The 24,961-nt window shown below is 50.1% G+C and carries 25 protein-coding genes and 1 tRNA gene; 13 read left to right on the top strand and 13 right to left on the bottom strand.

The window, feature by feature from the left end; all coding sequences use genetic code 11:
- From DESTI_RS05685 to DESTI_RS05715, 7 genes are all read right to left on the bottom strand, one after another.
- The gene (locus DESTI_RS05685) at positions 1-768 is read right to left on the bottom strand and encodes a protein-L-isoaspartate(D-aspartate) O-methyltransferase (RefSeq protein WP_014809006.1); all 768 of its coding nucleotides are present in this window, start codon (positions 766-768) and stop codon (positions 1-3) included.
- Positions 768-1,268: a ribosomal protein S18-alanine N-acetyltransferase gene (gene rimI, locus DESTI_RS05690; protein ID WP_014809007.1), complete on the bottom strand. Its 501-nt coding sequence runs from the start codon at positions 1,266-1,268 to the stop codon at positions 768-770. Before rimI ends, DESTI_RS05685 begins: the two co-directional genes overlap by 1 nt.
- A gap of 27 nt (positions 1,269-1,295) precedes the next feature.
- Positions 1,296-1,991: a PTS sugar transporter subunit IIC gene (locus DESTI_RS05695; protein WP_014809008.1), complete on the bottom strand. Its 696-nt coding sequence runs from the start codon at positions 1,989-1,991 to the stop codon at positions 1,296-1,298.
- Between the two features lie 376 nt (positions 1,992-2,367).
- Entirely contained in the window at positions 2,368-2,862 is a 495-nt protein-coding gene (locus DESTI_RS05700) for a PTS sugar transporter subunit IIB (protein ID WP_014809009.1), read from the bottom strand.
- Between the two features lie 41 nt (positions 2,863-2,903).
- The gene (locus DESTI_RS05705) at positions 2,904-3,314 is read right to left on the bottom strand and encodes a PTS sugar transporter subunit IIA (protein WP_014809010.1); all 411 of its coding nucleotides are present in this window, start codon (positions 3,312-3,314) and stop codon (positions 2,904-2,906) included.
- Positions 3,315-3,339: 25 nt separating this feature from the next.
- Positions 3,340-4,200 carry an RNase adapter RapZ gene (gene rapZ / locus DESTI_RS05710; protein WP_014809011.1) on the bottom strand — a complete coding sequence of 287 codons (861 nt, stop codon included), beginning with the start codon at positions 4,198-4,200 and terminating at the stop codon, positions 3,340-3,342.
- Positions 4,197-4,679, bottom strand: a complete 483-nt coding sequence (locus tag DESTI_RS05715; RefSeq protein WP_083846635.1) for an HPr kinase/phosphorylase — start codon at positions 4,677-4,679, stop codon at positions 4,197-4,199. The genes rapZ and DESTI_RS05715 overlap by 4 nt, the downstream gene beginning before the upstream one ends.
- Positions 4,680-4,816: 137 nt before the next feature.
- Between DESTI_RS05715 and DESTI_RS28485 the strand changes: the two genes are divergently transcribed.
- The 5 genes from DESTI_RS28485 to DESTI_RS05745 all read left to right on the top strand — a co-directional run bounded on the left by DESTI_RS28485 (position 4,817) and on the right by DESTI_RS05745 (position 9,906).
- On the top strand, positions 4,817-5,443 hold the full coding sequence (locus DESTI_RS28485; protein ID WP_014809013.1) for a peroxiredoxin family protein: 627 nt from the start codon (positions 4,817-4,819) through the stop codon (positions 5,441-5,443).
- Between the two features lie 195 nt (positions 5,444-5,638).
- Positions 5,639-5,713: transfer RNA gene (locus DESTI_RS05725), tRNA-Val, on the top strand.
- Positions 5,714-5,820: 107 nt separating this feature from the next.
- Positions 5,821-7,731 (top strand): threonine--tRNA ligase, encoded by a 1,911-nt coding sequence (gene thrS, locus DESTI_RS05730; RefSeq protein ID WP_014809014.1) that lies wholly within the window; start codon positions 5,821-5,823, stop codon positions 7,729-7,731.
- Positions 7,732-7,783: 52 nt separating this feature from the next.
- The gene (gene infC, locus DESTI_RS05735) at positions 7,784-8,320 is read left to right on the top strand and encodes a translation initiation factor IF-3 (protein WP_014809015.1); all 537 of its coding nucleotides are present in this window, start codon (positions 7,784-7,786) and stop codon (positions 8,318-8,320) included.
- Between the two features lie 614 nt (positions 8,321-8,934).
- Positions 8,935-9,906, top strand: a complete 972-nt coding sequence (locus DESTI_RS05745) for an IS110 family RNA-guided transposase (RefSeq protein ID WP_014809017.1) — start codon at positions 8,935-8,937, stop codon at positions 9,904-9,906.
- A gap of 424 nt (positions 9,907-10,330) precedes the next feature.
- Here the strand turns inward: DESTI_RS05745 and asnS are convergent, their stop codons facing one another.
- Positions 10,331-11,623, bottom strand: a complete 1,293-nt coding sequence (gene asnS, locus DESTI_RS05750) for an asparagine--tRNA ligase (protein WP_014809018.1) — start codon at positions 11,621-11,623, stop codon at positions 10,331-10,333.
- Positions 11,624-11,762: 139 nt separating this feature from the next.
- Here asnS and DESTI_RS05755 point away from each other — a divergent pair, with 139 nt between their 5' ends.
- Both DESTI_RS05755 and DESTI_RS05760 read left to right on the top strand, forming a co-directional pair.
- Positions 11,763-12,581, top strand: a complete 819-nt coding sequence (locus DESTI_RS05755; RefSeq protein ID WP_014809019.1) for a hypothetical protein — start codon at positions 11,763-11,765, stop codon at positions 12,579-12,581.
- A 92-nt stretch (positions 12,582-12,673) separates the two neighbouring features.
- Positions 12,674-13,993: a 3-deoxy-D-manno-octulosonic acid transferase gene (locus DESTI_RS05760; RefSeq protein ID WP_014809020.1), complete on the top strand. Its 1,320-nt coding sequence runs from the start codon at positions 12,674-12,676 to the stop codon at positions 13,991-13,993.
- A 640-nt stretch (positions 13,994-14,633) separates the two neighbouring features.
- Here the strand turns inward: DESTI_RS05760 and DESTI_RS05765 are convergent.
- The 3 genes from DESTI_RS05765 to nrdR are packed head-to-tail and all read right to left on the bottom strand — an operon-like array spanning position 14,634 to position 16,894.
- Positions 14,634-15,242, bottom strand: coding sequence for an L-threonylcarbamoyladenylate synthase (locus DESTI_RS05765; protein ID WP_014809021.1), 609 nt, complete (start codon positions 15,240-15,242; stop codon positions 14,634-14,636).
- 13 nt (positions 15,243-15,255) lie between these two features.
- On the bottom strand, positions 15,256-16,452 hold the full coding sequence (gene ribD / locus DESTI_RS05770; protein WP_083846636.1) for a bifunctional diaminohydroxyphosphoribosylaminopyrimidine deaminase/5-amino-6-(5-phosphoribosylamino)uracil reductase RibD: 1,197 nt from the start codon (positions 16,450-16,452) through the stop codon (positions 15,256-15,258).
- Positions 16,376-16,894: a transcriptional regulator NrdR gene (nrdR, locus tag DESTI_RS05775; protein WP_014809023.1), complete on the bottom strand. Its 519-nt coding sequence runs from the start codon at positions 16,892-16,894 to the stop codon at positions 16,376-16,378. The genes ribD and nrdR overlap by 77 nt, the downstream gene beginning before the upstream one ends.
- A 318-nt stretch (positions 16,895-17,212) precedes the next feature.
- Here nrdR and DESTI_RS28490 point away from each other — a divergent pair, with 318 nt between their 5' ends.
- Together DESTI_RS28490 and DESTI_RS05785 are read left to right on the top strand one after the other, a co-directional pair.
- The gene (locus DESTI_RS28490; RefSeq protein WP_014809024.1) at positions 17,213-17,581 is read left to right on the top strand and encodes a NusG domain II-containing protein; all 369 of its coding nucleotides are present in this window, start codon (positions 17,213-17,215) and stop codon (positions 17,579-17,581) included.
- Positions 17,578-18,132 carry a Gx transporter family protein gene (locus DESTI_RS05785; protein ID WP_014809025.1) on the top strand — a complete coding sequence of 185 codons (555 nt, stop codon included), beginning with the start codon at positions 17,578-17,580 and terminating at the stop codon, positions 18,130-18,132. Before DESTI_RS28490 ends, DESTI_RS05785 begins: the two co-directional genes overlap by 4 nt.
- Positions 18,133-18,170: 38 nt before the next feature.
- Here DESTI_RS05785 and DESTI_RS31190 read toward each other — a convergent pair whose 3' ends face one another.
- Positions 18,171-18,515: a hypothetical protein gene (locus tag DESTI_RS31190; RefSeq protein ID WP_014809026.1), complete on the bottom strand. Its 345-nt coding sequence runs from the start codon at positions 18,513-18,515 to the stop codon at positions 18,171-18,173.
- Between the two features lie 320 nt (positions 18,516-18,835).
- Between DESTI_RS31190 and DESTI_RS05795 the strand changes: the two genes are divergently transcribed.
- Complete coding sequence (locus DESTI_RS05795) at positions 18,836-20,038, top strand: coiled-coil domain-containing protein (RefSeq protein ID WP_014809027.1); 1,203 nt, start codon at positions 18,836-18,838, stop codon at positions 20,036-20,038.
- 365 nt (positions 20,039-20,403) lie between these two features.
- Here the strand turns inward: DESTI_RS05795 and DESTI_RS05800 are convergent, their stop codons facing one another.
- Positions 20,404-21,303 carry a LysR substrate-binding domain-containing protein gene (locus tag DESTI_RS05800; protein ID WP_169316372.1) on the bottom strand — a complete coding sequence of 300 codons (900 nt, stop codon included), beginning with the start codon at positions 21,301-21,303 and terminating at the stop codon, positions 20,404-20,406.
- Between the two features lie 140 nt (positions 21,304-21,443).
- On the opposite strand from DESTI_RS05800, the gene DESTI_RS05805 reads away from it, so the two are divergent.
- From DESTI_RS05805 to rbp, 3 genes are all read left to right on the top strand, one after another.
- Positions 21,444-22,394, top strand: a complete 951-nt coding sequence (locus tag DESTI_RS05805; RefSeq protein ID WP_014809029.1) for a carboxymuconolactone decarboxylase family protein — start codon at positions 21,444-21,446, stop codon at positions 22,392-22,394.
- Positions 22,395-22,756: 362 nt separating this feature from the next.
- Positions 22,757-23,866, top strand: coding sequence for a PilZ domain-containing protein (locus DESTI_RS05810; RefSeq protein WP_014809031.1), 1,110 nt, complete (start codon positions 22,757-22,759; stop codon positions 23,864-23,866).
- 466 nt (positions 23,867-24,332) lie between these two features.
- The gene (gene rbp / locus DESTI_RS05815; RefSeq protein ID WP_014809032.1) at positions 24,333-24,644 is read left to right on the top strand and encodes an RNA-binding regulator; all 312 of its coding nucleotides are present in this window, start codon (positions 24,333-24,335) and stop codon (positions 24,642-24,644) included.
- Positions 24,645-24,961 lie beyond the last annotated feature (317 nt).

Genomic DNA, 24,961 nt, shown 5'->3' on the forward strand with positions numbered 1-24,961 from the left:
TCAATGTGTTCCACGGAGCAGGGGAACGAATCGTACGAGTTCCAGAGTCTGTGAAGTACGGCCACCCTGCTGGTCTTTTGACACGAGCAGGAGTCTTTGCGTTTCGAAACCGCCCCCCACCGGGATAATCATTTTGCCTCCGGGCTTGAGCTGATCGAACAGGGGGGCAGGTATGTGCAATGCTGCACAGGTTACAATGATGCGATCATAGGGAGCACCCTCGCTCAGGCCGAAGTATCCATCCCCCTGGCGAACGACGACGGATGAATAGCCCAGATCCTGAAGTCGCTTGGATGCCGACCGGTACAGCTCTTCGATAATTTCCACCGTGTACACGTGAGGCGTAATCTGTGCCAGAACTGCAGCCTGATATCCGGAGCCGGTACCGATTTCGAGAACCTTCATTCCCGGTTCCACTCCCAGCGCCTGAGTCATGAGAGCAACGATGTACGGCTGGGAAATGGTCTGACCGAATCCTATGGGCAAAGGAGTGTCTTCATATGACAACCGCCTGTGACTGCTCGGCACGAACAGATGACGAGGAACCGTGAGCATAGCTTGCAGCACTGCAGCGTTTTCTATGGGAGTGCGGCCGAGACCCTTGAACTGAGTCTCCACCATGCGCTTGCGTTCCTGCTGCATTTCGGAAACGGGTAGAGATTGTGCGGATACAAGGATGTCAATCGAGCAGACGATCAGGAATGCCAATAGTGCGGCAACCCGGGTAAAGCAAAAAACATGTTGTCGATTTTGCGGACAGTTATACATCAGCGCGCAATTTCTTCCGAATTCTGGGGTGCTGATTCTGTCTGGTTACCCAACCATTTTTCCATGACAAAAGCATCGTCATCGACCACTGCATAGTATTTCTTCCGAAACCCGACGGAGTTGAATCCTGCTTTCTTGTAGAGCGCTCGAGCAGCGGAATTCCGTCGTGCGACCTCGAGGATAATACGATTCATGCCGTTCCCCCTGCAGATCTCTTCGAGGTGTTGCATGATCTTGAAACCAATACCGCGGCCTCGCTTTGTGTCGGCAACCGCGATATTGAACAGGTGAGCCTCATCGAGGACTTGCCAGAAACACATGTACCCCACAATTTGCCCGGACTCCCTGAACACGATCAGTCGCGAATGCCTGTGGGCCAGTTCGTCGAGAAACATTTGTCGCGACCAGGGGGTTGGAAAAGAGACAGCCTCGATGCTCAAGACTTCGTCCAGATCTTCGGCAGTCATCGGTTCAGGCGTTATGTCGAGAATGTCGTACATGTACGTGTTTTCAGGCGCTCGCGTTTTCTAGATACCAACCAGCAGCCCTCCCGCCAAAGCAGTTATCAGACCTGCCATAAACAACGCAATATGTCTCTTTTCGGCGAATCCCTGTAATAATTCCATTGCTCCCACCAGAGGGACGGAATAGTAGCCCAACTCGAGCGCACGCTGAGCCGGTACAGGAAACCACGTAATAAAGATATCCACCAGGGTAGCTCCTGCAAGTACCGCCATGAAGATCATACCAAATGCACAGCCGAACCCGAGCAGCAAGCCTCCGAAGAAATATCGGGATAGAGGCGGTCCAAAGCCGTCAGCCAGAGACTTTTCGGCTTTTTGTGCCAGACCGCCCAGTCCGAGCCTGACCAGATAATCCAATCGGGCACCGGCAAATGCCAGGGGAAGAAGGATAAGAAAACTGAGGAAAACCACTGCAGTAATCGAGACAGAAGAGGTCTGTTTTACAATGACTGCAACCGCAGCAGTGGAAACTGAAGCGATGGTGACATCCGGCGGAACATATCCTCCAACCGGCGGCCTGTCCAACCACAAGACCTCATACAGGAGCCCTGCTGCAAGGCCGACTGTGAAATCTCCAAGGGCGAACCCGATCAAAGGCGCTGCCACGAGCGGTCTCGAGATCATGATTTGAAAGACCTGGAACCTGTCCAACCAAAGCAAGCCTCCGAGGGTTCCGGCCAGCAATGCGTCATAAAACATGGCAACAGCCCCAGGATTGAATTGTCACCGGGTGACAATCGGTGCAATCTTCGCCTTCAATACAGCGCCCATGGCAAATGTCCGGATTCTTGTCCGATTGCGGAAAGCGCTTCTCGAAAATTGGTGGGTGCCGGCCTCCGTGCCGGCACATTTTTCAAAATAAATCGACCCGTTCGGCCCTGCAGGGACGTCCGCCCTACCGTTCCTTGTTAAGAGTAGGGTGTTCAAAAAGGTCAGATCATGTCAACTGCTGTAATCGCAAATCGTGAATCCAAGTAGCGTCGGTCCACTATGATGAGGACATGGTTACATCAAAGATCGCTTCTGAGTGGCTTTATGCGTTCCCGAGCACATGCACGGAGAACGTAAGTGTCGATCACCTCTCTTCGGGCAGGCAATCGCACACCTCGCAAAAATCAACAGACTTTTCAAAAGGCACACTCTGAATATGCACGCGCACCCCTTCCTCAACAATGTTCAAAAGTGCCCGAAGACTGTCATTGCCCAGTATCACGGATCTGCTCAAAGAAGCTACAGCGCTGTTTGCAGTTAAGTTGCCCAGGTTGAGGCGGTCGAAGTTCACTCCCAGTTTTTTGAGCCTGAGGGCGTCAAGGGGATTGTCCACGAGGATCATGCGTCTCACGTCTCTCTCGTTTTCACGCATGAGCAACGAGGCAATCCGATCGACACTGTCGATCACGACTTTGACGGAAAATGGGACCGCAGATGAAAGAATTTCCTGTTGTATGAGATCATCGGCCAGGGCATCATTCGCAATGAATAATTCCTCTGCCCTGGTGGAAGGGACCCACCCTTCCAGGACTTGTCCGTGTATGAGCCTCTCGTCAACTCGTACGAGGACTATGGGCATCTATATACCTCGACGGCTTCCAGGCGCAGCGGCACTGTTCTTCATTTCATTCTCCGTCTCAAAAACTCGCCTGCGAGGTATATGTTCTCTTTGCCCGCATCCGCAACGAGTTTTGCCAGGCCGGTCAGATCCTGTTCGTTTCGTGAGTTGACTGCTTTAATGATCATGGGAAGGTTCAATCCGGTGACTACTTCAACGCTTCCCTCCTGGAGAAAAGCCAGCGAGAGATTCGTTGGAGTGCCTCCGAACAAATCCGTTAGAATTAACACACCGTTACCCTGACCGACCTTCTTGATGGAGTCGGCAATCTGATTTCTCAGAGAATCCGGTGAATCACCGGGATCTATACTCAAAGCTATTAACGAATCTTCAGAATTCAATCCTATTAAACGAGCGGTATTGATGAACTGCTGTCCCAACTCGCCATGGGTCAGCACAAGTATTCCAATCATAGTTTACATTCCTGAGGTGTATGAATTAAGTGCCTAATTCCCTATGCTTGACTTCCACTCTCGTATAATCGTTCCGAACGAGCAACTGCGCTATGTGTTCCGCAACGAGCACCGATCTGTGAAATCCACCCGTACATCCGATTGAAATAGTAAAGTACTGCTTCCCTTCCCGTATGTAAAGAGGTAATAGGAACGTCAACAATTCTTCAAATTTATCAAGGAACTTGCGGGTAACTTCATGTCCGAGCAACCAGTTTGCCACACTAGGATCGCGGCCGTCTTTTGCTTTCAACTCCTCGACAAAAAAGGGATTCGGCAAGAAACGCACATCCAGAACCATGTCGGATTCCACGGGGACACCTTTTCCGAATCCGAAAGACATGACCACAACTTTTAAGTAATCGCTTCTATAGCTGTTGAATATTTTCCTGATTTCGTCACGGAGTTGATGAACCGTCATATCGGAGGTATCGATGATCCAGTCCGACCGCTCGCGTATTTCCTGCAGTTCTTTTCGTTCTTTATTGATCCCATCCAGGAGGTTTCCTCTTGGCGCAAGAGGATGCTGACGTCGAGTCTGGCTGTAGCGCCGGACCAACACATCGTCTCTCGAATCCAGGAACAGAACGTCCAGACTCACCCCAGCCAATTCCAACGATTTCATGATGCTGGAATAGCGAGGAAAGAATTCCCTTTGTCTCAGATCTATTATCAAGGCGAGGCGAGCGATTTCGCCCCCCGTGCTGTCCGCCAGTTCCAGGAGTTTGGGGAGAAGGTCCACAGGCAAATTGTCCACACAGAAGAATCCGACATCTTCCAGAGTCTTCGCTGCCGTAGATTTTCCTGAACCGGACATGCCCGTTACAATGACAATTTTCCTATTCATGAGTGTTTCACTGTGTCTGCATCACAAAAACGTCGTGCGAGAATCTCAATGAGGAGCGAAGGGTCAATGCTTTCAGTCACCGGTACGCGGACACTGGGGATCTCCTTGTCCAGGAGATTTGTAGTTCGCGTTTCCGGTTCAACTCGTCCCGAATCCCGCATTGGATCGTAAGCGTCCAAATCGGCAATGAAGTCTATTCGTGCCGATTCGGCCACTCCGTGGGGGAACAGCGAACGGGCTTCAAAAACACCCAATCCCCGGACTTCTATTCTGACGTCTTTCTCCAGTGCCCTGCCCACCAGCGTTCCATCAGGTCCGGCGGTAATGTTGACAAGATCGTCCGCGACCAGACGGTGACCCCGATTCATGAGCTTGATGGCTGTGGCGGATTTGCCCGAACCGGAAAGCCCCCGGATGAATACGCCAACTCCGTAAACTCTGACGAGAGAACCTCGTAATTTCGCGGATACCATGCTCATTCATACCATGTGTTGATTTGCGGATCAAATTATTAGCATTTCACATGCAATGAGAAAATGGTTGACATCCGGCTAAATATACATTAATTGCAATATTGCTGTATATCAATATTGTTCACCCGAAAGGAGCAAACCGAGTGCCTCTCTTCAAAAACATCATGGCAATCCTGACGATCATTCTTATAAGTGTTTCTGCTGCTCATGCCACTGACCTTACCCAGGCTGCAAACATTTTCCTGTATCCCAAGCGGTTCCAGGTCGCGAATATGGAACTGAAGACATCTTCCGGGCAAACGGTATCATTAAAAGACTATCGCGGAAAGGTCGTGCTGTTACATTTCTGGTCTATAAACTGCCCAGCCTGCAAAGTTGAAGAACCGCTGCTCCATCAGTTAAAGAAAAACTTTGGACCACTGGGATTGGAAATTCTGGCAGTCAACTTCGTTGATTCACCTCAGGAAATTATGGGGTATGCAGCCACACACGGATCGCCGTTTCCTGTCCTGTTTGACGCGGGCAAAGGGTTTGGGCTGAAAGTCGTGAACATGAGCGGCCGGAACACCGCATTTGTCGTGAACCCCATGCAAGAGGCAATACTTGAAGTTCCTGGCTTTCCAACAACCTACATTGTAGATTGCACAGGAAACGCTGTGGGATACAGCGTGGGTGTCGCCCGGTGGAACAATCAAGCTGCAGTACAGCTCATTCAGTCTCTCGTGGCTGACAAGAAATTCTGTGTGGCGGCGAATAATACCATTCGATAACCGGTCGCAAGTGAACGTCACACATTTGATCTAAGAAGATGCGATTAGCTGAAGTTTCAGGGTAAAACAACTCCTCTCTCTTCGTCATGACGGGAGAACTGTTCGATAAATGCGTGCAGAGTTGGACCTGTACGCTTGGGGAGTGCCAGTTTTCCCTTGACAAGGGGGGTTTAGATTGTTAGCTTTTTTCGATGAAGGCGCGTAGCTCAGGGGGAGAGCATCACCTTGACGCGGTGAGGGTCTGGGGTTCAAATCCCCACGCGCCTACCAGAGTACGAAGTTTTCCTTCCCGAATAAGAAAGAAAGAGGAGGGTTTTCCATTCAATGATAAACAACGGGTTTCGGTACCCACCTGTTAAGATGTGTTTGCTTAAAGTATGAACCCCTCCGTAGATATCCAAGTACAAGGCGAAAACAAGTCCTATTCTTCCGGAATAACCCCTGGAGACATATTGCAGGATCTTGGCATCGGCAATGGTCGTGAAATCGTTGCAGCGGATTTTAACGGCCACTCCATCGATTTGAGCACTCCGCTTACCGAATCGGGATCTCTCGATTTCATTGCGGTTCGGTCTCCCAGAGGTCTTGACATACTCAGGCATTCAACCGCACACGTGATGGCCCAGGCGGTCAAGGAACTGTTTCCGGATGCGAAAGTTACCATAGGACCGGCAATAGAAGACGGCTTTTACTACGATTTCGACACTTCGAGGCCCTTCACGCCCGAAGATCTGGAGAAAATCGAAACTCGCATGCAGGAGATCGTCAAAGGACGCCTGCCGTTCAGGCGTTTCGTTCTCCCGAGAGATGAAGCGACAAGATTTTTCCAGGAAAAGAACGAAACCTACAAAGTCGAATTGATCCGGGACATTAATGAAGCGGAGCTGAGCCTCTACACGCAGGGGGATTTCACGGATCTTTGCCGCGGACCTCATATTCCCGATTCCGGGTTCATCAAAGGTTTCAAGCTCACGAAAGTAGCAGGGGCTTATTGGCGGGGTGATGAGCGCAATCCCATGCTGCAGCGTATTTATGGTACAGCGTTTCCCTCCAAAGATGAACTCAAGGGTTACCTGCGTCTTCTCGAAGAAGCGAAAAAAAGAGATCACCGCAAAATCGGACGGGAACTGGATCTGTTTTCCATAGTGGATGACGTCGGTCCGGGTTTGGTTATCTGGCATCCGAAAGGTGCCATGCTCAGGTATCTCATCGAAGATTTCGAGCGGGTGGAGCACATTAAACGCGGCTATCAACTGGTCCAGGGACCGCAGATTCTGAAACGGGAGCTTTGGGAAAAATCAGGTCATTTTGATAATTACCGGGACAATATGTATTTCACCACTGTGGACGAGATAGATTACGGTATCAAACCGATGAACTGCCTTGCTCATATGATGATATACCGATCCAAGATCCGGTCTTATCGCGATCTGCCGCTCCGATTTTTCGAATTAGGAACCGTTCACCGGCATGAGAAAAGTGGTGTGCTTCACGGCTTGTTGAGAGTGAGACAGTTCACTCAGGATGATGCACACATCCTGTGTACTCCGGAGCAGCTCAATGACGAGATCCTCGGCATCATCAATTTTGTCCGAGATGTTATGGGCATGTTCGGATTCGAGTACACCATGGAACTGAGCACCCGCCCCGAGAAATCCATCGGTACGGATGAAGATTGGGAACGTGCGACCAATGCCCTGGAGAGCACTTTGAAGCAACTTCAGGTAAACTATGAGATCAATGAAGGCGACGGCGCATTCTATGGACCGAAGATAGACATTAAACTGAAGGACGCTCTGTCACGCTCATGGCAATGTGCGACGATTCAGTGCGATTTCACTTTGCCGGACCGATTCGATCTCACGTACGTCGACTCTGACGGGCAACGGAAACGACCTGTCATGATTCACCGGGTGGTACTTGGAGCCATAGAGAGATTCATAGGAGTGCTTATCGAGCACTATGCAGGAGCATTCCCCCTGTGGCTTTCGCCTGTCCAGGCAATCATTATGACCATCACGGATCGTCAACATGCATATGCCGAAGAAGTTGCACAGAAACTGAAAGATCGGGGTGTCCGGCTCGAAGCGGATTTACGAAATGAGAAGATCGGGTTCAAAATCCGTGAAGCGCGTAATCAGAAGATTCCGTACATGATTGTCATCGGCGATAAAGAAATGGAAACCGGGACGATTGCAGTTCGTAAAAGGGGAGAAGATCAAACGAAAACTTATTCTTTCGAGGAATTCATTGCACAGTTCAGAGACGAGGTAGACAAACGGGTATGAGAAGACTCAGATCGGCACAATCTGAATGGTTTGTTTCCAGGGGGCTTGTGGCATGAAAGGAAGACCGCGAGCGGCCGTTCCTGCGGAACCGAAGGTCCGGGTGAATCAGAGGATCCGCGCTCCAAAAGTTCGGGTAATCGCTCCTGAAGGGGAGCAGTTGGGAATACTCGATGTGATGGAAGCTTTACAGCGGGCCGAAGAATTCGGTCTCGATCTGGTCGAGGTTGCCCCAAACTCTGACCCTCCCGTATGCAAGATTATGGATTACGGGAAATTCCGCTACGAAGAAAGCAAGAAAGAGCACGAACGCAAGAAGAAACAGGCTACGGTTGTACTGAAAGAGATCAAGCTCCGGCCTAAAACGGAAGAACACGATCTCGAGTACAAGGTAAAAAAACTCATAGGCTTCCTGAAAGAAGATTGTAAAGTAAAAGTCACTATCATGTTCCGAGGACGCGAAATTACGCATCCGGAACAGGCTCATGTCCTGATGGACAAGTTGCTGGAACTGGTGGGAGACGAAGCCCAGGTCGAGCAGAATGCGAAATTCGAAGGGCGTAATATGACAATGGTACTCGCTCCGAAGTAATTGCATCATAGCGGAAGCGAGGAAACGGAAGCCGAACACCAATCCGCCTGTGAGCGGGAAGAGCGGACATGCGCTTCTTCCCCCACATTGTTTCCTTCACATCATCTTATTCCAAAGATATTCGTTCTCTCCCTCACCGACTCAAACCCAAAAATAATGTCCGATTGAAGGTCAAGAATATTGGTGGGTGTCGGCCTCCGAGCCGGCACATCTTTCATATGATTATAGCAGTTGACATAATTACTGACCTTTTGACCACATTGTTCTTTGAAAGAACGGTAGGGGCCGGCGTCCCTTGTATGTTTCTGTCCATGAAGTACTGAATCTCTGGAACCGGTACCGAGCTGAGGGGAGGGGCTGATACTGGATCAATGATACGAGGTACTTCAAAAAATAGGACTCTTGGTTGCCAAGATATAAGAGTCCTGATAGAGGGGGGATGCACGTCTGTCAGACTCTCTGCAGGAGTCGGGCAGAGGCACCGGTAGATCGTTCGTCCCTTGGTCCTCTGAGACTGCCCGGCAGCTGGATCACCGGAGGCCTTCGTGTAAAAAGCCCGAACAGTCGCCTGGACTCGTTGAGAAGTCCGTATCCACAAGGGTGGGATGTTACACATGCATGAAGAAGTTTTTGTTGGCATAGATATCTCTAAAGATCAGTTGGATGCGCATGTGCTGCCAAAAGGCATGCACACCACCGTCAAGAATGACACTCAAGGCATCGACTCGCTGATTGAGATCCTCCACGCAGAGACCCCCATGGTAATCGTGATGGAAGCCACCGGAGGCTACGAGATAACCGTTGCGGCCCAGTTAGGTCTCGCCGGCCTGCCGATCGCTGTCGTCAACCCTGGTCAGGTGCGGGACTTTGCTAAAGGCATCGGAAAACTCGCCAAGACAGACGCCATCGATGCTTATGTGCTGGCACGCTTTGCCCAAACGGTTAGGCCCATACCGAAGCCGCTGCCAACGGAGGACGAAAAGCAAATCAAGGAACTCGTAACACGTCGAAAGCAGCTTGTTGATTTGCGTGCATCAGAAAAGAATCGCCTCCATCGAGCCCGTTCCAATCGCGTGCAGCGCAGCATTCAAACGGTCATAGCAGCCCTAGATAAGGAAATCGAAGACATCGATAAAGATGTCGATGACCTTATCAGGAAATCGCCTCTGTGGCGTGAAACAGAGGAACTCCTCCGAACCTTCAAAGGCGTGGGCCCCATAACTGCCAGAGTGCTCATGGCAAAACTGCCCGAACTGGGACATGTCAGCCGTCATGAAATCAGTCGCCTCGTCGGCCTGGCGCCTCTCAACAAAGACAGCGGAAAGAAGAAAGGCAAGCGCGAGATTTCGGGTGGACGGGCGGATGTACGCTCAACCCTGTATATGGCTGCAGTCGCGGCCATAACGTCCAATGTAGTCATCAAGCCTTTCTATCAACGCCTCATTGAGGCTGGAAAACCTTTCAAGGTTGCCATCACGGCTTGTATGCGTAAGATGATCGTCATCCTAAACGCAATGCTCAAGAAAACAGCCTTTCCAGGTAGTTTTTCCTTGACAAGAAACACAGTCGCTGCCGGCCTGAACTAGTTGATTTGTATTTGAAAAACGTGCCGGCACGGAGGCACGGCACCCACCAATTGTCGAGCAGCATCAGTCGAGGCCTTTCGCGACCGATCCGGTTCGAAATTGTCTCAAAAGTCGAAATTGATTTCAAATCGTGGCACGAATTCTCATCGATTCTGACAGTCTGATTGTAGCTGACGTAGGATGTGATGAGCGAAGCGAATCGCATCTGTCGAGAAATACCTCGACTGATGCGGTTATCGCTGGTCACCGCATCCTACATTGGCTACGCCGTCTACCCCACAAGGATGGAGAATCGTGGCACGATGTTGTTGTCTTAAATAGTTTTGCGACAATCTCGGTTCGCTTTGCTCACCACATCGTGAACTGGAATATAGGGGGCCGGGAAAATGCCTCTTACAAAGAAGGATTTCCCCGGTTGTACTCCTTAAGGATAGAGTCGATCCATAAGACGGGGGAAGGGGATAGTCTCTCTTACATGATGGATACCTGCGATCCAGGTGACCGTCCGTTCGATTCCCAGGCCGAACCCTGCGTGTGGAACGGAACCGTACCTGCGCAGGTCGAGATACCATTGCAGCGGCTCTCGATCGAGACCGTGTTGTTCGATTCTGTGTTCGAGTTGCTCTAATGAGTCTTCCCGCTGGCCTCCTCCGATGATCTCGCCGTATCCTTCAGGCGCCAGGAGATCTACTGCCAATGCGAGCCTTGGATCGTGCGGATCTCGTTTCATGTAGAACGCCTTAACATCTGCTGGGTACCGGGTCACAAAGAGCGGCTTGTCGAATGACTCTGAAAGCACGGATTCTTCGTCCGCTCCGAAATCGTCACCCCAGTTGAATTCCACGCCTTTTCCCTTCAACAAATCCACTGCCTCTGAATACGTGATTCTCGGAAACGGCGGCTTTATCTTTTCGAGAAAAGAAGTGTCCCGCTCCAGTATTTTCAGTTCGTCGCGGCTTTTCTCCAAGGAGTCTTCAACGATTTTGCCAATGAGCTGCTCTGCCAGGTCAATGGTTTCGTCGAATTCCCAAAAAGCCATTTCAGGCTCGATCATCCAGAATTCGGTGAGATGTCTTCTCGTTTTGGATTTTTCAGCTCTGAAGGTAGGCCCGTGCACATAAATCTGTCCGAGCGCCATAGCCGCGGCTTCGCCGTACAACTGCCCGGATTGCGTGAGGTACGCGGAACGATCGAAGTATGCCACTTCAAATAGTGACGTGGTTCCTTCGCATGCTGTAGGAGTCAGCACCGGTGCCTCTATGGAAATGAATCCGAGGTCGTCGAAAAAGGTTCGGGCTGTACGGGTGATCTGGGAGCGGAGTTTCAGGAGCGCATGTTGTTTTGAGGATCGAAGCCACAGGTGCCTGTGATCCATGAGAAAACCTACTCCGTGATCCTTCTTCGCTATGGGATATTCTTCGGCCTCGAAGAGCATCTCCATATCCGTGACGCTTATTTCATACCCAATGGGGGATCTCGGTTCTTTTTTTGCGATTCCTCGAATGACCACCGACGATTCGTAGGGAATTCGATCAGACAAATCAAATACTTCGGCCGACGTTTGATCTTTGGTAACGACACACTGAATTATGCCGTGCCCGTCCCGAAGATGGAGAAATCTGATTTTCCCTGAAGACCGTCTGTTCGCGATCCAGCCGCGAAGTTCTACTTGCTGACCTTCAAACTTGTGAACCTTGTCCACAGTGAGCCAGTTCATAATACCCTCCTGGACTCATTCATCCGGCAACATTGTGCATCAGACAATCCCACGGGTCAAGGACGGTGGCCTGTCTTATTGTTGAAGAATGGTTGTTCTCCATTGCATCATGGTGATGCCTCTGGTAAGAAGACCATTTATGGAAAAACAGTTTTTTCAAGGGCGGTTCACCCTCAAAATACAAATCCCGGGAAAATGGTTCACGACCTTACTTTTTTGCGGAGTCCTGGGTATCGTCTCGGTTGGGGTGACTTCTTCGTCCGCGGTCGAATCGGCTGCAACTCCTCAGGAAATTCAGACAAGACTCACTGACAAGGGAAAAAACCTTTCCGCGCTCAAGGCGGTAATGAATATTACCAGCTCCTATGAGCAAGGAAAATCCAGGCAGGATGTAAAAGGATTTCTCCTGTACCGGCGGCCGTCGGACTTTCGGTTCCAGGGAGTTGCTCCTGGCGGAAATTCCCTGTTCGAGTTGATCATCAAATCCAACTTTTTTGAGCTGTACATTCCTTCCGAAGGAAAAATCATCAAGGGAAACAAGGATTGTTTCAGCCGCAAGTTTCCCGATGTCGCGGAAATAGAGTCGCTCATTCCTCTCGTATTGCTGCAATGGAAAGACGTAAGACCGGATAGGCTGCTCTCCAGAGACAATCAAAAAATAGTGATGCGCATGAGTTTTCGGGGAAAAGTATGGGCCGCTACTCTCGAGCCCCAGACTCTTCATTTGAAGCGACTGGTTCGCCTGAACCCTTCAGGTGAAATCGATCTGACTGCCGATTTCTCGGATTTTAAAGCAGGAACTGAAGGCTGGTTACCCACGCGCTTCGACGTCCAGTCCACTTCAGCAGGATGGAAGACACTTGTCCGCATCGGTCAGTTGGAGCCAAACCCCTTTCTTGTGGAAAAGAATTTCAAACTGGAGACAACCTTTTCACCGAGAATTGAAGACTGCAGATGATTGCGGTCCGTGCTGTGCCCGTGTGACGTCCGTCATATGCAGTTGTGAACGGCCCTTGTGCGAGCATTGGAGCATTCTCGGAAAGACCTGCAATGAATCTTCTTGCGTACAATCTGTTTCTTCACACAGTAGCCGCTCCATTCTTGGCGGCGTATTATGCGCCGCAAATCATGTTCAAAGGAAAATATCGGAACTCTTTATCGGGAAAATTAGGAAAGATCGCAGCCGATTTTCCTTTGAGACCTCTCCGAAGACCGAGGATCTGGTTCCATGCCGTTTCGGTCGGTGAAGTCACTGCTCTGAACCCTCTCGTGCAAGCAGTGAAAGAACTCGTACCGGAGAGTTCCGTGATTGTCTCGACTGGAACGGAAACCGGTCAGCAAAAAGCTCGGGAATCGATAAAGAATGCTGACGGATTCTTGTACATGCCACTGGATTTTCCCGAATTCCTGAATCCCGTGATCAAGACGATCGATCCCGATCTGTTCGTGCTCATGGAAACGGAATTGTGGCCGAATCTTATACACCTCCTCAAACATCGGGGCACAATGCTTGCCATTGCCAACGGACGCATCTCTGACAGATCGTTCCCGCGCTATAGAAAGCTCCGGCGCTTCTTTTCGTCTACATTGGAAAAGCTGGATCTGTTGCTTATGTCTACAGATACGGATGCAGCGAGAATACGTGACATGGGTGCTCCTGAAACGGCAATTCATGTGACGGGCAATACAAAATTCGATGCTGCTCTCACTGCGCTGCCTTCCATTCCTGATCCGCAATTGTGCGCTGCTCTGGAACTCACTGGTGAAGAGCCTGTCCTTGTCGCAGGAAGCATTCATCCCGGGGAATTTGAAATACTCCTGGACGCGTACGACTCGCTCACGGCTCGATTTCCGGAACTCATTCTCATCCTTGTCCCTCGGCATATAGAACGAACCCCCCAGATACTGGCGCTAATCAATGAGAAGAAGCTCGACGCGCCTCTTCTGAAGACTGCTGCAGACCGCGGAGAGAAACGAAACGGCCGAAGCATTATCGTAGTGGATAAAATTGGGGAGCTGTTCCAAATCTTCTCACTCGCATCGGTGGTCTTTATCGGGGGATCGCTCGTGAAGAGAGGCGGACAGAACATCCTGGAGCCTGCGGCCTGGGGAAAAGTGGTGCTGTTCGGTCCCTCAATGGAAGACTTTCGCGAAGCGAGGGATGCGCTGGTTTCCGCAGGAGCCGGAATTCAGGTGAGGGACACGTCCGATCTGGTTCGCTGGGTTGCAGCAATGCTGTCCGACAGATCTGACGCAGAAGAGCGGGGGATGCGAGGCAAGCAGGAGATAATGAAGCATATCGGCAGCTCGAGGAGAAACGCGCAAATTCTCGTCAATAGCTTAAAAGCAAGGCGCATTGACAGGCAATGAATTAGGGAATCGTTTGTGAAAGAAGATTCCCAATTCTTTCTGGAGAGGGGCTCAGAATAGCGATCCGAGATTTTTGGCATCTAGGTTGACATCGTGATTGCCCGAATTTTGCGTGCACGCGCCGGTGTGCCCCTACTTCACGAATAGCATCCGAACCGTCCATTCGGCAATTCCATTATAGCGATCCTATAAAAATCCCCGTGGGGAGTGATATCGCCAGACGGTTAGGAAGATTCCTAGGGCAGGGTTGCACAGGATTTTTATTTCGTTGTAGCTTTATAGCTATGGGTGTTGCCAAGAATTCTGACGTTTACCCCACGCTCCAGTGCAAGATATTAGTAGGGACCGGCGTCCCTGCCGGTCCATTATATCGATATCATTGATCATATTGAAGATGTGCCGGCACGGAGGCACGGCACCCACCAATACTCCGATCCTCAATCGGACATTAATTTTTTATAAATGTTGTCATTGCGAGGAGCACAGCGATCCCACGTCTCGCGGGACAATCTCCTGACTCAGGCGCCAACGTTCAGGGGATTGCTTCGCTTCGCTCGCAATGACAGACGTCATATCAACCCCCCTGGATGCATTTAAGATCTTGGAATTTCGATCAGGAGAGGACGTTTTCGGGAAGCTCTTACAAAAACGGTGTCACATCTCCTTTGCCTTCACGCAACACCACCGGTGCACCATCCACCAGGCTTATCACCGTAGAAGGCTCGGGAACGAAATCTCCTCCATCTACAACCAAATCCACCTGACCCTTGTATATGCGATCGATCTCTTTCGGGTCCCACAGAAGTTGGTCGTCCGGGAGCCTGACGGAGGAACTCAGAATAGGGTTCCCCAATTCGGTTACCAGCGCCTGGCAGATCTTGTTGTCAGGGATTCGAATTCCCACCTCGTTCCGTTTCGTCAAAACGATGCGGGGTACGAGTCTCGTGGCATTGAGCACAAACGTGTAAGGGCCGGGAAGATACTTGCGGAGAATCTTATAATCTGAATCTTCGACTTGAGCGTACTGGGCAATGGATTTGAGATCGGCAAACACGAAGGATAACGGCCGCTTGTTATCCATCTTCTTGATGCGACGTACTTTATCCAAAGCTTTCTTGCTGTGAATATCGCAGCCAAGGCCGTACACGGTATCCGTCGGATAGATAATGGTTCCTTCCGATCGGAGTACCTGGACAATTTTTTCTATACGTCGAGGCTGCGGGTAAGCCTCATTGATCTGCAAAATCATAGTGAAGTCCTAACTATTTCTGAGTGAGACGGATCCCCATGGTGGGATAACTGACTCTTCCGTCCAGAAGAATGTCAGGACCGATCCGATAGGCTTTCACGTCGATAAGTCTTGGAGCTTCCTCCAACCGATTAATGCCCATTCCTTCCACGCCGGAGGGAGCTGTCTTTCCACCGATTATGATGGGAGCATAGAAGAAAAGGCACCGATCCACGACTCCGGCCTCAAGCGCGCCCCATGCCAGCCCGGCTCCGCCTTCTATTAACAGGGACGTAATCCCTACCAGATAGAGACGCCTGAGCATGTCTTTTAGGTCCACCCGCTCGGTCCCGCACGTTCTCAACACCTTGGCGCCTCGAGATTCCAGTTTGTATTTTCGATCCAACGGCGGATTCTTGCTGCTCGCGATGATGACTCCGGCAGTGCTCGATGGATTGAATATGGCAGAATCCGCAGGAGTTCTGAGTTGCGAATCCGCTACAATCCTTATGGGGTCTCTGCCTCTCCCGTCAGGGAGTCTGGTGGTGAGTAACGGATTATCGGATATGACGGTTTCTACGCCCACCATGATAGCGGAAACACGATCTCTCAGCCTGTGAACTTTGCGGCGGGATGCTTCAGAGGTGATCCATTGCGAATGTCCGGACCGTGTCGCGATCCTTCCATCCAGGCTCATGGCGAGTTTTAAATATACGAATGGTCTATGCTGGGTGATATTGACGAGATACGCTTCATTGACTCTTCTGCACGCATCTTCAAAGACATTTCCCACTACTTGAAGTCCGGCTTCCCTCAAACGGAGGGCGCCTCCACCGCGCACGCCCGGGTTCGGATCGTCTATTCCGTACCATACAGTCGCTATTCCGGCTTCGAGAATGGCTTCACAACAGGGGGGGGTTCGACCGTGATGATTGCAGGGTTCCAGGGTGACATAAAGATCCGCGCCCCGTGCCTCGGATCCGGCAGCTCGTATTGCCTCAACTTCCGCATGAGGTTCGCCTGCAGCCCGGTGATATCCTTTGCCGACAACCTTCCCGTTCTTGACGATGACCGCGCCTACTGCAGGATTCGGAGACGTGCGTCCCAAGCCTCGGCGGGCCAGCTTGAGCGCCATAGCCATAAAGCGCTTGGCTTCACGGGGAATTTCGGATTTCTGCGACTTCTTCCGGGGGCTCTGCTCGGCGCTGCTCCCGGGCTTCCTTGAGTTCATACAATTCCTTTATTTCACGCACAAATTCTTCGATGTCCCGGAACGATCGATAAACCGATGCGAATCGTACGTACGCGATATCGTCCATCTGCTGCAGCTCGGTCATAACGCGTTCGCCTATATATTGGACGCTTATCTCCTTTTCCGGTCGTTCCATCAGCTCTTGCTCTATTGCATCAGCTACGGACTCAATCCTGTCGATACTGATTGGTCTTTTTTCGCATGCTCTGCGCATACCTTCAACTATTTTTCGTCGATCGAAAGGTTCACGCCGCCCATCCTTTTTTATCACGTACGGCAGGATCTCCTCAATTCTCTCATAGGTTGTGAACCTTTTCTGACAATTGAGACATTGTCTTCTCCGCCGGATTACGCTGTTATCTTTACCAAGGCGGGAATCGATTACCTTGTCGTCTATTGCGCCGCAGGCCGGACACTTCATGGTAGCCGCCTTCTGCGATGTTGGTGCACAAATTTGTTTCGTCACGATATTTATACCGGAATCCCGCCCAGATGCAAGAAAAATAAAGAATTCTCTGCAACTCTTCAGTTATGGTGAAGAAATCCTGAATGATCGTCCTAACATCTGCGGCGTTCGCCACTGTGCAGCAAGAGAATCCCGCATGACACAGGTTCATTACTCCTTGCCGCACAGGCCAAGATACGCGAGAAGGAAATCTTCGACGACCTCGGATCCGGACAGACCGGCACATTGCAAATATCGCAAGATTCTTTTAGAATTCCGGATGGATGGAACCGCATGCATACAACCGCCGCCGATAAAATTCTCCTGATTACCATGCTTTTGCTTGCAGTCTCGTCTTGTTTCTTGGTTCCGCACTGGGTCTTTTCCGGAGTGCCCGATGTAGAAATTCGTGCGGGAGACCGGTTTATTGGTACATACGGACTCGACAAGGACAGAGTCATCCCCGTTGACGGTCCTCTGGGCACGACTTTCGTGGAAATAAAAGCCAAGAAAGTGAGTATCAAGTCCTCCCCTTGTCCGAATCAGACATGTATTCGCATGGGACATTTCGGCCCGGAAGGAGGCTGTCTCATTTGTTTGCCGAATAAGGTGTCGGTCAGCAGCCGAACCCGCCACGACGGACTGGATGCTATAGCCAGATGAAAGAGAATGTTTCCAGACTTGCGCGGCTTTCACTACTTCTGGCTCTTGCAACAGTAATCCACACTGCGGAATCGCTCATTCCCTTCAATGTACTGTGGTTCAGGTTTGGTTTCGCAAATATCGTGGGGATTGCCACTCTCTACATGTTCGGGTTTAGCGATGCTTTGATAGTCACGCTGGGAAGAATATTTCTGGGCTCTCTCGCTTCCGGCACGTTTGGTTCGCCCGGTTTTGCGCTTTCCTTATCGGGAGGACTCTGTGCCATTGCTGCAATGGGATTTGCGCACAATTGGGGAAGAAACCTTTTTTCAGAAATAGGTGTGAGCCTCATTGGAGCTTTGGCGCACAATACAGCTCAATTAACGGTCGCTTATTTTCTCCTCATCCGAAACGACAGTATATTTCTGCTTACTCCAGCTCTCCTTTTTGTCGCGGCGGGAACCGGCTTGCTTAATGGGGTTGCTGCCAGATTCTTCCTGCAAACCGCGGAGAAACGCGTTGCAACCCTTCCAACCTTCAGTTTGAAGGCTGAAAAAGATTCGCAGAATTGAAGTGAAGGCGATCGTAAAATCACCTTCACCTCAACAGCTTACCAGCTCCATGCGTAGCCGCCGTAAGGACGATAATTGTAGTAATAATACGGCCGGTACGAATACCTGCCGTAATAGGGGTACCTGTAATAGCTACCGTAGTACGGATATCGATAAGAGTATCGGTAAGGATATCCGTAATATCCTCCTCGCCAATAACCTCTGCGGCGCACCAGCTCTATCTGAGCATCATGAGAGGAGGAGAGTGCTATTACCTGATCCCCCGCCTGAATGGACGTGCTCCCGGATCTGTCATTCGCATTTGCCTGGACTCCGGAGAATTGAACAAGCAACAATGAAAACGCCAGGATCAGGAGCAGTTTTCCTATAGATCTTGCTATCATCGAACTCTCCTCGAACTTGGAAATTTACGTTTTGGCACAAGTTTTTTGACCTTGTACAAAAACGTTATTCACTGATGGCAGAGGGGCAAGTAAAGTAACGAGTTATCTCGTAATCAGGACTTACTTTGTTGCGTTGACATATCCCCAAGCGTCTCACCTCCGTGAGTAAACCGAAAGATTACGAGGAGGATGATTTTTTTTCTTTGCAATTCAATACAATACAGATATTCTTCGCGCCCAAAATAAGGATGGTCTCTAATCTCCCGGACTGTCCTGAAAGCTATCAAACATCTGGATTTTAATCCGTCAGGAGAGAGAAGATGGGACTCATTGACCAATTTATGGAACTCAACGGCAGAGTTCTGAACAATGTGTTTGACTGGCCTTTCTTGGCTTTTGTGTTCCTGGTGTGGTTAGCGAACCGATATCGAGATCAGATCGGTTCCATGCTGGATAGAAGAAATACCATTCCTTCCGGAGAACTAGCCAAAAACGTTAAAGTCCAATTAGAACCGCTCGTGCGAGATGTTGCGCAACTCGGGTCAGAAGTATCCGAACTGAAGAGCAAAATGGTTGAATCGTTGCATCCCGGGACTGCAGACGACATGCTGAATCCTATCAACGCAAGGATTTCTGTTGTTGAAGATACGCTGGGCTCTATCAGAACCAAAATAGAGGGATTCAACCACAAAGACCTTCCCGAACTCGTCACTCGCGGTTTGGAGCCTTTGAGCCGGGAATTGGATAAGATGAAAGATGACCTCCAGCAAATGCGTTCGGATACCGAGTCTTACGTTTCGCAAGAAATGGTAGCGGATTTCAAAGGCGCTCTGGATCTGCTCAGCTCGGATCTGGCGGCCTTAAAATTATCCCTGAGCGAGTTGGGTGCCATCACAACCTCCTTTGCCTCAAAAACCGATGTGAAGGAGATTCAGACAGCATCCGTAGCGGCAGTGGAACAGGTGAAGTCTTCTGTGAGCGGCATGCAAGCTCAATTGTCCGATCTCGGGGCAGGATTGACGAAACTGGAAAAACAATTAAGCGCAGGCGCTTCCAAGGATGCTCTGACGGAGCTTCAATCTGAACTCAAACTTTTGTCCTCCGGTGTCAGTACAATGAGAGAAACCCTAGCATCAATGCAACCGACGTTCGTCTCACGCGACTCTTTTGACGAGCTTCAAAGCGTGATGACCGGCATGCAGACTCGTGTCGACCAAGTCACGGCCAATCTGCTCCAGATTGAAACCACAGCGCTGGATGACGTAAGAACACAGGTGAACAACCTTGAGAAATCCATATCCGGCCTGCGGGATTTCGTGAACAGTTCGCCTGCCGAATTAATGGCTCGCTGGAACGAGGATATTCAACCGCTCAGCAGAGACCTCGGCATGCTGAAAGTGACGGTAGAGCAATTAGCGGAGGCAAATGCACGATCTCAGGAACCGGTTGTTGTTGAATCGAACAAGACCCGGGAATCAGGTAAGAAGAAAGGGAAGTCAAAACGTCCCGAACTGCATCGGTAGTTTGTTAACCCGGTGAAGACTCGTTTGCTGAGGTGTACTCCACTGCTGAATACAGGAAGGTTCTCCCATTCTCCATAGGCGCTAAGTCTGTCCCAATTCTTTTGTCCCGAAGGGACTAAAGAAAATAGCCCGGTAATTCATTGCCGGGAATTTGTGAATCAGCCGTCCCTCCGGGACTCGAATATCATTATGTTTTTCCTAAACCGGCGATGAATCGCCGGCCTATTTTCAGTTGTTCCTCCGGAACCAACCGAAAACATTCTAGGTTAGCGAATATGCTCCCATTCTCTCTCATCAGTAATTCGGGGAAGGACTTTTACAGTGAGTCCCTCCCCGTTACCTGATTTTCAGCCCCTCGCTACGGTTCAAGAAGGTATTTCCTGACCTTCCTTCTTCGATGGGCTCATGTCTCGAATGGTGGCTATCAAATTGTCCAGGCCCGGCAGTGCAGCCTGTTCTTGCCAGACAAGCGATAGCTCAACCACAGGAAGATCTCCTGCCACATTGCGATAAACTACCCCCGACCTCATGTGTTTCCGAGTCGATTGAGGAACGAGAGCTACGCCGAACCCAGCCGCTACCAGCGCGACGGATGCAAATTTAGTGGTAGTCTCCTGTGAGATGACAGGGTTGCAGCCGACAGCTTCCAGGCATTCGATCATTCTGTCATGCAATTTTGCGTGAAGACGCCGGGGGAAAAAGATAAGTGGCTCGCCGTCCAGTAAGGCAAGAGGAACCACATGGAGCGACTCAAATCGATGTCCCGATGGAATCGCCAGGATGTAGGGTTCTTCTACTATTTTCTCGGTTAGCAGGCCTTTCAGATCGTGTTGGAACAATCGCATTACGCCCATGTGAATGTCTCCCGCCTTCAGAGCGGTTAACTGAGCGTTTGAGCCCATCTCCAGCAACTGGATTTCAATCAGGGGATTCTGCAACCTGAATTCGCGGATTGCATCAGGCACAAATGTGTCCATAGCCGGAAGAACCAGTCCCAGTGAGATTCGGCCGAGAACACCGGAAGCAATGCCGTGAGCCCTTTCTGCAGCACAGCGTGCTCTGTCCAGAATGGCCCTGGCATCTTCCAAGAAAGCCGCACCTGCATCGGTCAAAGATACTTTCTTGTTTTTTCGATGAAAAAGCTGTGCCCCCAATTCTTCTTCCAGGTTCTTTATCTGTTGACTGAGAGGAGGCTGACAAATGTTGAGCCGTTCCGCTGCACGTCCGAAATGCAGTTCTTCAGCCACTGCAACAAAGTATTTCAATTGTCTCATTTCCATAGTTTGATATGTATTTCATATCGAAAAGGAATGCAAGATATATTAGACATATGAATATCTCCGGCTATCCTGGAAGAGAGACGCCTGTATGGGCGCAACCATGATTCGATTTCCGGAGAGAGACAATGAAATCACTCCATGAAGTGAAACTTACGTTGGTGAGGAAATCAGGAACGGAACTCGGCAGACTGGGCATGTTTTGTCTGATCGGGTCTGTCTGTGCATTTTTGGCCTTAGTTCCGGCCATCAATTCAGGAGCAAGCATGAATTCCGAGCAAGAAAACGAGCGTTACAAGAGAGGGCTGACGACCCTCAGGTCTTTGGATGCCGAAGCTGCTGATAAGGTCCTGAGCAGCCTTCAGGATATTGCCCCGGACATGGCGAAATTCATCATAGAATTCGGGTACGGTGATATGTACAGTCGTCCGGCACTGGACCCAAAATCCAGACAGGTAGCGACCATCTCCGCATTGACGGCTCTTGGCAATGCGAAACCTCAATTGAAGTTCCACATTGCCGCAGCACTCAATGTTGGACTGACGCCTGATGAAATCATTGAAACCATGTACGTCACCACGGTCTTTGCCGGTTTTCCCTGCGGCCTAAACGGGATTAATACCGCCCGAGAAGTTTTTCAGGCAAAGGGCGTTTCCGTCAGCGCTACCGGTACCTCTCCCTATGGGGAAAAGACAGGTCGTCGCGAACGCGGACTCGAAGCGGTTAACCTGACAAGTAAGGGCGCCGGAGAGCGGGTGTTAAAAAGCCTTTCTGACATTGCACCCGATATGGGGAGTTTCATTATTGAGTTCTCTTATGGTGATGTGATTTCGAGAAATGTCCTCACTCCAAAACACAAAGAAATAGCAATGATAGCCGTGACTGCAGCCAAAGGCACCATGGAACCGCAGATGAAAGTGCATATTCATGCAGCATTGAATGTTGGCTGTACCAAACAGGAGATAGTTGAATTAATGTACCACACGGCAGTCTATGCCGGATTTCCGGCGGCTTTGAACGGTATCAGCGCTGTCCGAGAGGTGTTTCGACAACGTGAACAACAGGAGTCGAAACCGTAAGAGAATCCTTCAGGAGCGCTGAAATCGCAGCAATGTGATCTAAGATGGTCCTGGAAGCTATCAGCCTCACTCTCTGTATCTTTGTCATGATATGCTGTCGTTGCGAGAACCCCTCGCAATGACACATTCGCATCGCCTCACGCCTGTGACTTGATTCTAGGGTGGGAGTAATCCATCATGAATGCCGCTGCTTGACGAGATATATTACCGGATTAGTTTAGGATTAGTTCCGGCAATTTGCGGTTCAACGTCCTGGATTTCGAGGAGGCTTGCGCGCAATCTCGAAGAACTCTGAACGCTTTTTTTACTCAATAAAAGAGAATATTTATGGTATAATCGCATGAATTTGCAGTGGAGGAATCATGAAACCACACCCCGCCACGGACCAAATCATAGAGGATATCCGTTCAGATTTGATCGATTCCGAAATTATGCAGAAACACGAGATTTCCGCGAGAGAATTGCAGAAGATCTACCAGGAACTCCTCAAATCGAATTCAGTGGATCTGGCCGAACTCTATTGCAGGCCGGTTCTTTGGGATAACAGTGTAAGTTCGGAGCATCAGAGGGAATTTCCACGATTGCTGCTGGCTTTTGTGCTGCCGGTTCATGATGCCTTAAATCCTGACATCAAGGGGATAGTCGGAGATCTGACCGAACGAGGCATGAAGCTCGAAGGAATTCTTGCGGAAGTCGGTGATAAACGCCAGTTTGTGGTGAATCCCTCCAAACTCGGGCAGATGGAACCCATCGAGTTTGAGGCGGAATGCAGGTGGATGACCAAAGAAGGTCAGGATGAGCGACCGGTCGGCGGTTTTCAAATCACAAAAATTTCCAGCGACGCCCTGGGGCAATTACGCAATTTCATAAGTTTTCTGACTACAGGAAGAGAACGCAAGCAAGAACCAGCCATACCGAGACGCGAAGAAGAAACGACCCCCCCACAAGAAGCACCATTGCCCGATTCAAAATCACAGACCGTCGAGGAAGTGATTCCTGTTTTGAAGAAGCCGGTTTTCCGGGTCTCATTCAACTTGAATTGCCCGGACGCCTATAGAGGTAAACTGAGCGAACTTATTGGGACCGAGCTTCAGAAGATTCCGGATGTGGCCATTACCGAGGAACAAAAATCCATGTTCCATATCGCGATTTTTGCCGTGGAAGTGGAACCGCGTCTCTTCTGCTCGGTGGCAATAACCCGCACAATCTGGACGGATGTAGAATTTTGCATCCGTCGTGCGCTCCTCGATATGTGGGAACGAGTCTCGGATAAATCAAAGGACGGGCTCTTGTACAGGGGCGCAGTGATCAATGAAGTGTTGACCAAGATCGGCCACGATTATTCGTTGAAAGGCATTCAGGATCATTGGCCGATGGTGGTGACTCCGGATTCTCTGGATAAAGCGTGTGAAAAAATAGTAGCCTACTTGGACTCGAAGTTTCTCGAAGTCAGACGACGTAAGCGCAAATAAGAATGAACAAAACACTTATTCTTCCGGATTCTGATTGCATCAATTATGAATGTTCCAGGTTGGCGAAAGCATTATTCCTCCACCGTACCTGACGGAGTTCTTTTGTCACAAAATGTTCCCGATTGCAAAGATTTAGGAAAGGATTCTCCTGCCGTTTCATCTGTGCGAAAACGTTTCGCCACATTTTCGGTTCAAATGAGCGAAATTGCCCTTGGAGAAAGGCTTTTGCCTTTAATCTCCTTGCTTTTTGGTGTCGGATACACTATACATGTGGTACCTTGACTTGTGTTACTCCAGTCGACCTGTATCGGGACACGGGCGTATACAAGGATTGAGAATAGAGGACAGAGGCGCCCGGTGCCGAGGATTACCCAGCCGGTTTATCCCCGTTCACAAAGAGCCATTGTTCCCCACATCACATAGGCACTCCGGAGTGAAGAGTGCTACAAGTAAAGGAGTTTTGAGTATGAGTATCAACATCTATGTCGGAAACCTGTCTTTTAATGCAAACGAGGGTGAACTGAGGGAATTGTTCGAGCAGTTCGGTTCCGTAGATTCTGCTAAAATCATTACGGATCAGTTTACAGGTCGATCCAGGGGATTCGGATTTGTGGAAATGTCAAACCGGGAAGACGGGTTACGCGCTATAGAAAATCTCGATTCGAAAGATTTCAGCGGCCGCAGCCTGAAGGTAAATGAAGCCCGCCCGAAGAAAGCCATGGGCGGCGGTGGTGGCGGCGGAAAAGGCCGTGATGGAGGCGGAAGGTCTCGCTGGTAAGCATCTCACCGATACAATAGGTTGACTCAGGCAAAGGCCTTCACCGGCTTTTGCCTGTCGCTTTCCCGGCTCTCCAAGTGCTCTTACGAGCGCAGGACACTAGCACGTATTCCTGCCTTTAATCATCCCTTCAACGAAATTTCTTTCTTAGACAGTTGATTTACAGAAGTCGGCATAATTTATGTCCTTTTGAACTCATTGTTCTCAAAAAGAACGGTAGGGGCCGGCGTCCCTGCCGGCTCGAAGTGGCTGATTTGTATCTTAAAAATGTGCCGGCACGGAGGCACGGCACCCACCAATCGTTAAGATTTTTTGCA

Origin of the sequence: Desulfomonile tiedjei DSM 6799, from assembly GCF_000266945.1 — a bacterium.
GTDB lineage: Bacteria > Desulfobacterota > Desulfomonilia > Desulfomonilales > Desulfomonilaceae > Desulfomonile > Desulfomonile tiedjei.